This is a genomic window from Patescibacteria group bacterium, from assembly GCA_041675205.1.
In the GTDB taxonomy this organism is placed as follows: domain Bacteria; phylum Patescibacteriota; class Patescibacteriia; order GWA2-46-9; family GWA2-46-9; genus JBAYUF01.
Window position 1 is genome coordinate 1 of the sequence record JBAYUF010000014.1, and the last position, 6,218, is coordinate 6,218.

General features: G+C 48.4%; 7 protein-coding genes. 1 reads left to right on the forward strand and 6 read right to left on the reverse strand.

Annotated elements, in window-relative coordinates:
• The 5 genes from WC052_05625 to WC052_05645 all read right to left on the reverse strand — a co-directional run.
• The coding region (locus WC052_05625) for a hypothetical protein (GenBank protein MFA7287113.1) at nt 1–401 on the reverse strand (401 nt) is incomplete at its 3' end.
• Nucleotides 402–447: 46 nt separating this feature from the next.
• The gene (locus WC052_05630) at nt 448–1,008 is read right to left on the reverse strand and encodes a YdeI/OmpD-associated family protein (GenBank protein ID MFA7287114.1); all 561 of its coding nucleotides are present in this window, start codon (nt 1,006–1,008) and stop codon (nt 448–450) included.
• Nucleotides 1,009–1,047: 39 nt separating this feature from the next.
• Nucleotides 1,048–1,443, reverse strand: coding sequence for a hypothetical protein (locus tag WC052_05635; protein MFA7287115.1), 396 nt, complete (start codon nt 1,441–1,443; stop codon nt 1,048–1,050).
• Between the two features lie 84 nt (nt 1,444–1,527).
• Complete coding sequence (locus WC052_05640; protein ID MFA7287116.1) at nt 1,528–2,070, reverse strand: histidine phosphatase family protein; 543 nt, start codon at nt 2,068–2,070, stop codon at nt 1,528–1,530.
• A 3-nt stretch (nt 2,071–2,073) separates the two neighbouring features.
• A complete protein-coding gene (locus tag WC052_05645; protein MFA7287117.1) occupies nt 2,074–4,644 on the reverse strand; it encodes a hypothetical protein in 2,571 nt (856 codons plus the stop codon).
• A 117-nt stretch (nt 4,645–4,761) separates the two neighbouring features.
• On the opposite strand from WC052_05645, the gene WC052_05650 reads away from it, so the two are divergent.
• Nucleotides 4,762–5,148, forward strand: coding sequence for a hypothetical protein (locus tag WC052_05650; GenBank protein ID MFA7287118.1), 387 nt, complete (start codon nt 4,762–4,764; stop codon nt 5,146–5,148).
• 97 nt (nt 5,149–5,245) lie between these two features.
• On the opposite strand, the gene WC052_05655 is transcribed toward WC052_05650, so the two are convergent.
• Entirely contained in the window at nt 5,246–6,007 is a 762-nt protein-coding gene (locus tag WC052_05655; protein ID MFA7287119.1) for a hypothetical protein, read from the reverse strand.
• Nucleotides 6,008–6,218 lie beyond the last annotated feature (211 nt).

Consider the following 6,218-nt stretch of genomic DNA (forward strand, 5'->3'; position numbering starts at 1 on the left):
ATGCGGTCTTGAAGCTCTGCAAAGTTTGTAATAGGCGCGGCATCTGCTGACGTAAATTCGCGTAAGCTATCAGTACACAGTTCAGCGGTCGATAATCCCATGCGGTCGGCAATATCAAAACCGAGCCACAGTAAATCGCCCGTTTCGTCCGCTAGGCGGTATCGTAGTTCGTCAGAAGGTTCAGGGCCGGGATATTCAAAACCACGTGGTAGTAGCAGCATTGCACCAAAACCATGTTGCATCAAAAATTCCATCTGTTCACTGGCTATAAAACCAGCATAGGCCTCTTGCCAGGCGCCGTTATATTCATCGGGCCGGCGCGTGCTCGCAACAAATTGCTGGTAGTCGGCTAAATCGAGCGATGGCTGTGGATATAGTTCTGCCGGGCTCGTCTGTGTCATAAAGCAAAAAATAACACATATATCTTAATTTGTCTAATGTCGGTGTTTAATCAGGAGAGTCGGCTTCGAGAAGAACGCCATTTTTAGAAACGGACGGCTCGGTACAAAGGTTGCGGTTCCAGCAGCAGGGTCGGCGTTTGCCTGATTTAAGCTTTGAACAAGCCACTGCAATGCGGCGGGCGCGGGTTTCGGAGCTGCCCGTGGAGCGTGTCCAGCGCACCCATTCCCAACGTGCCATGGGTGTAATATGCTGCCATAGTTCGCGCACTTGGGTGTCGGCGTTAATTGCCTTTTGTAAGTCAGCCGGCACAGGAGGTTCTGGCCAGTCTTTTATAGGGGTAATTTGCATTTTTACGGTGTCGCCGGCGGCAGCTTTACTAGCTACGAGCAATGGCTCTTCGACGGCAAACCAATGGCTCCATAAACCATCGGGCTCGAGGGGCATTTTAAATGGAATGCCATTTATAGTTCCTTCGACCATTGTCTGACCACGTGATGGCAGCTTGGCACTTGCCTCTTTAGGCAAGCGTAGAATGGTCCACTTACCCAAACTGTATAGTTTGGTTTCAAAGGTAATTGGCTCGGTAGTTGTTTGTGCGGTAGACATGGCTTAACTATAGCAAATTGCGAAACCTGCCGGTGTTGGCTAGAGCGCAGTGCTCTTATGCCGGATTGTTGCCAGGTAGCTTAGACCGGTGGCTACGAGGGCGTAAACGGCAATTGCAACTAATGTAGAGAGCTCAAAGCGTGATACGCCGTACTCCAGATCGTAGTTAAACATGCCAAAAAATGGTCGAGCGAACGGATAGCTTATTGAATATATAAAGTCGACAAACGTATTGCCGCGGTTTGCGCCGAGCAAAATTAATACAAAGCGCAGAGCGAGTATGGTCATAATGACACTAGCAATAAACCAAATAATGCGCGCAGTCATGGAAGAGGCCGGCTCGCCTACGGGCCGTTCATCGGCGGTCGTCCGAGTGGTCTCGGTCGTTACGCCCTCGTCTGTCATGATTTTAGTTTCCTGAATACGATCGGCCATGTTATTCCCCTTATTGTTAAGTGAACCGATAATATAGGACGGATCCACAACTGTAAGTACGAATTATTACTACGGTTAAACTGCTTAATCAATTATGTATTGCCAACCCGGCTGCCAAGCGTGGGCTTTACGCCAATCTTCGGCTATTGCCTGTTGCCAGGTCTTGCCTTTTAGAATGACGTCGAGCGCAAGCTGTGGCCCTTGGTGAGCCACGATTGCTACGTGTTGCCCACTGTATTGCTGCGCCACATTGTGTACAAAGCTGCGCAAACGTTTCTCGACGTCTTCATAGCTTTCGCCATTTGGAAATGGCATGGTGACGTAATCCTCCATACGGTCTTTGAAGGCTACTGCCGACTGGCTGTTCATGTCGCCGTAATTACACTCGCGCAAACGAGCATCATGAATAATCTGATATTTGCCGCCAAAACCCAGTTCTGCGGAGTCAATAGCTCGTTGTAAATCGGAACAAAATACCACATCAAATTTTAAGTGTGCGGTTTGTTCGCCGAGCTTTTTTGCCTGTTCGCGGCCGATAGCCGATAACTGCCCTGGCAGCCAGCCAGTGGCCAGGCCCTGCTCATTGTCGGTAGTAGTACCATGAACAAAATAAGTAATTGTCGTCATATATTATTTTTCGAGTATTTTATCGCGGTAAACTTGGTGGCGAATTTTAGATTCGAGCTTGGTCAAGGCTTGCTTCATATCGGCCATTACATCGGCGAAGTCATTTTTGTACAGACCGGCAATCTTGCTCGCCTGATAGAATCCGGCGTCCCAGGCCAGCAAGTGCCACTCGGGATGCTCGGCATTGGCTAGGAATCGCTGGGCGAACGTTTGCTCGATCATTTTTTGCCCGGCTACCAAAAGTTCGTTTGCTTCTGGTGATAGCGGTTGATCGCGGAGATATTTGTAAACATAGCGATCGTCTGATGACTGCGCGTCAAACACTATATCTGACAGATCGTGTTTTTCGGCGAGCGTAATTATAGCTTCACGACTCATAAAGAACCATTCATTAGGCACATTGTACGACTGGCCATTGTACACAAAGTTTCGCAAGCTAGTCTGGTAGGAGGCTCGGTGGAATAATGAATACACCACAGAGTCATTTACAAATTCCGGCCATTCAGGCGACGCTTGCAGACTGTCAGAGGGACGGCGGAAGACGTCTTTATCGTTAACCCAAGAGGCATCGGGCAGAATTGATTTACGGGCCGCAAATGTGACACACACTCGCTCAAAATTCTCGGGCGTCACGGTCACGCCGTGATCGGCAAAATTCATGGCACTGTTAAGGTTTACGTACTTGTCGGAGTATTGCACGTTCATGCCGTTATTGTGCATAAAGCCAATAGCGCCAGCTTTGTAGTAACCCGATACTTTGTCAGTATTTTTTGTGTTAAAGCCACCGGTAATACGCGGGTAGGCACCATTGTTAAACACCTCCCTAGAGGGCTTTATGGCACCCAGCCAGGCGCTTATAGTGTCATTCTTAGATACGCGGCGAATAGTGTGCTCCGAGATTTTTTCGGTGCCATGCAGGCCTGACTTTTCAACCCTGAATGTAAATTCGGCCTGCCGCGGCTCGGAACCTTGTTTAACGGCAAAATTGCTAAAAATAATACCCCAATTGCTGGCGGTGCCTTGGAACTCGCCGGCGTTGAGCATAAAGCCGCCATTAAACTGAAAGTGGTCAAGCATTTGATCGGTAAACTTTTCGAATGCTGGGCTTACCAAAAAGCCTTTGTTAAAGAAGAAAAAGAAGAAAACGTTTGTTAAACCAAAATCGCGGGTCAGCTTTTGCACTCGATAAATAAACTGGGTGTATAGCTCAGCTGATGCGTGACCAAAGCCTTCGCTGCGCATAATTTTGCCAATAAGGGTGTCGGCAATGCCATCTTTGCTGGTCTCGCCCTGCTCGGTAGCCTGCCCATATGGTGGATTGGTGTAAAACACAATCGGCTGATTGCTTTTAAGCGCTTCAAAAAGCTCGCGCGGCATTCGTAAATCGCGGTAATCACTGTCGGGATTAATGTCTATATCGTCGTTCAAAAAGTCGTACTGAAAGCTGGCTGCATCCTGGTTGTACTGGCGACTCATGTCGATTTCGCTCTGATGAATGGTGCTGGTGAATAGTCGTTTAAAGCGGTAATCGCGGGTAAGGTTTTTGGTGCCGGCGGCTGGGTCCCATACTACGTATTTTTCGCGCCAGTCATCGCCAAGATCATGCGACATCAGGTCGATGGCGCGGTTGGCCCAAACCGTTGGTGTCCAAAAATCGCCATGAAAGCGGCGCTTGATTTCTTCGATTAACTGGTCGGCGATGGCGGTAATAATGTTAATCTCGGCTGCGGTGTACTTACGGTCGTAACGGCTAAAGAATGCATCGTAATTGGCGCCGTTAATGTGAATCTCTTTGCCGCCTGCAAGGTGTAGCGTGTTCTTTTTAGTGGGTACCAAGTAGGTATCTTGGTTGCCCAGTATTGACTGTATAAAAATGCTAACTGACTCGTCGGCACCAATGTTTTTGGCAGTTTTGATCCAGTTTTCTTCGCCAAAAACCATGCGGGTGAACTCATCAAATACTAGACGTAAATTAGCTTCAGTGACACGTAGCTTTTTAAACTCACCATCCTGCCGACCTAGGGTGCTAATACTGGTAAACACGTCGTTAATGTCGAAAGCGCTCGAGCGCGTATCAAACACATATACATTTAAGTTTGGATCTTCGATCAACTCCTTATATAGCGCCTGGTTTTTTTCGTACGCCGAAGAGGGTGCGATGGTCCAGTCGTAGTCGTTCTCTAAGTAGGTGTACAGCTTTGGCGCGTAAATAGTAAAAATTTCATTCTCATCACCACCGACAATTACGTTTGGTAATGGTTTGCCGTCTTGCTCAAACTTTTTAAGATAGTACAGCGCCTGAACGACAATTTGTGCCCGGCCAGCTGATGATGCTAAGTTTTTACCAAATTTTACTTCAAGCAACAGGCGGAGCGAGTCGGCGTCAAATAGCGACTGCTGACCACGTTCAATATACCCGTCACTGCCGTAGGGGCTGGGAAATGTAGTTTGATAATAAGTCTGAAAAACACCCTTGTAGGCGGATTCCACGTCTTTTTCTACTAGCGCTGACTTTAACTGAGCAAGAAACGCTTTTTGCGTTGTGTTCGGGATGCGTTTGCCGATCAGCTTCATTGCTGCTTATTGTATCACGCGCCCTGATAGTTTATTGACGGACCAAGAAAACTATGTAGATAATATACTATTGTCTTCGTGCAAGAGTCGTACCTTCGAGAGATTAGGACGCTGAATATGAAACGAATGAGACTAGCAATGGTTGGGTGCGTGATTGGCCTGACAGGCTGCAGCATGGGGAGTGACGATCAGCCTTCGTTGCCCGAGAATGCTCAGTGGCAAGCAGTCGACAACACGGCGTTGCTGCAGCATGTTGATGAGCGCCTGGCTGGCATGTCCGCTGTGCAGAAGCTGCACTACCTTGCCCTGCAGGGCTGTGCCGCCGAAATCGGCATGATGGGTATTTACGGCAGCGTAGATGACAACCCGCTCATGCAGCGCTGGAACGAGTTGAATGACCGTTACAACAACATCTGGAAGGAGGTTCAGACCGTACTTCAGCTTCCGAGCAGTCTGACTGCCGCCGAGGACGAGGTGTGTCCAGGTGACCACCCGGTGGGCTAGGCGTACCGCCACCACGAAGACGTTGACCCCATGGGTAATGTCGAGCTTTTGCTCCGCTACCCATGGGTTTCTTTATATTAAAGCTGTGTGCCTGCAACTAGCGTTGGTCGGGGTATAGGGCTGCTCTGCCAACGGTCACTGTCAGAACAACCAAACTCATGATAGCTATAAAAAACAGGAATGTATTTGTAAAGTTGAGTGCAATAGCGGTAAGGCAGGCTGCCTCGCCGAGCACAATAAATAGGAAGGTATCAATGTCGTGGCGTAACCGTTCGCTCAGGCTCTGGTCGCTCGATTTAACTTTGCTACTACGACCGCTAAAGTAGGCGGCCACTGCCAAGGCCACAATTAGCTGGCAGACAACTTGGTAAAAATCCATCGAAATATGTAAGCCAATTCGGGTGACTACATCGTAGTAATACGTGGCCATAATTATCAGCACACAAATGCTAAGCACCATAACCAGTGCCGACAGTATGAGCAAATTACTCAAATAGGCTAGCCCTTTATTGATGGTTGTATCGTAAGGTTGGGAAAGCTCGTTATAACGAGCCAACTTTTGGCGGTTACGTTTTATTTTTTCGCCGACTTTATTGTTGATGGCCGCCAGTTCATCGAGCCGCTTGCCCATTTGGTCGGCCCGACGTTTGCTGACATTACCTCGTATTAACTCGTCAGCAATCTGCCGTTGCTCCTGTTTGACTATTTCGAGCTGCCGCTCTTCGTAGGAGTCGAGGGATTCTGGTGCGAACTTATCGAATAGCTTTTGTCGCTCCTCGATAGCTTTTCTTATAATTGCGGCCCGTTTTTGAAACGGTATATCGACCGGGTCAAACAAGTATTTCAGCAGTTTATTCATGCTACTGGTATAGAGGAATACGGGAGTGGATGCAACTAGTGACCGCTTAGTGGTCGCGGAACGGCTTGTCGGCGTTCGTCCACAATGCTTCAAATAAGGTATTGAGGGTTCCGACCATTTCTTCTGATTCGAGCAGGATTGCCGAGTGCTTTTTGGTGGAGGCGATAAATAACGCCTTGTTGTCGAACAGTATAACAACCGACTTAAACCG